Source organism: Aminobacter sp. P4_D5 (genome assembly GCF_056401815.1).
The window spans coordinates 1-746 of the sequence record NZ_JBFUIP010000643.1 but is presented as its reverse complement, the minus strand read 5'-3'; the positions used below and the strand labels follow the sequence as shown (position 1 = coordinate 746).

Here is a 746-nt window from a genome sequence, read left to right as displayed (position 1 = left end):
CGGCGGGGATCCCGTTCATCTCGCCCAGGTGCGCTTCACTGGCGAGGGCGGGTTGAAATCGGTCTTCGCCACCACCGGCCTCGCCGCGGCCTCGGTCGCTGCGGCCGGGCTGGCGGCGGCGGAGCTGGTGGGCGCGCGTACCGGCGGGGTGCCGGAGGTCACGGTGGATCGCCGGCACGCCTCCTTCTGGTTCGGCTGGTCGCTGCAGCCGCACGGCTGGAAGATGCCGGCGAGCTGGGATGTGGTCGCGGGCGACTACGCGACGCGAGAGGGCTGGATCAAGTTGCATACCAATGCGCCGCACCATCGCGCCGCCGCCCTCTCCGTCCTGCAGGCGCCGCCCGAGAAGGAGGCGGTGGCCAAGGCCGTCGCGACGTGGAAGGCCGATGAGCTGGAGGCCGCGATCGTCGCCGCCGGTGGCTGCGCCGCGACGATGCGGTCGCTCGCGGAATGGGCGAAACACCCGCAGGGCCAGGCGGTCGCGAAAGAACCTGTGCTGTGGACCGAGGCCACCGGCACGGCGCCGCAGCGCGACTGGCCCTTCGATCCGTCCCGCCCTCTCGCCGGCCTGCGCGTGCTCGACATGACGCGCGTCCTCGCCGGGCCGGTCGCGACCCGCTTCCTCGCGCTGCTCGGCGCCGAGGTGCTGCGCATCGATCCGCCAGGATGGGACGAGCTGGGCGTCATTCCCGAGATCACGCTCGGCAAGCATTGCGCCCGGCTCGACCTGCGAGCGGCAGAGGGGA

Annotated in this window: 1 protein-coding gene; it reads left to right on the top strand. The window is 72.9% G+C overall.

The window, feature by feature from the left end:
• A partial coding sequence (locus tag AC1DWF_RS34055) for a CoA transferase (protein ID WP_476842901.1) occupies positions 1-746 on the top strand: 746 nt, incomplete at both ends.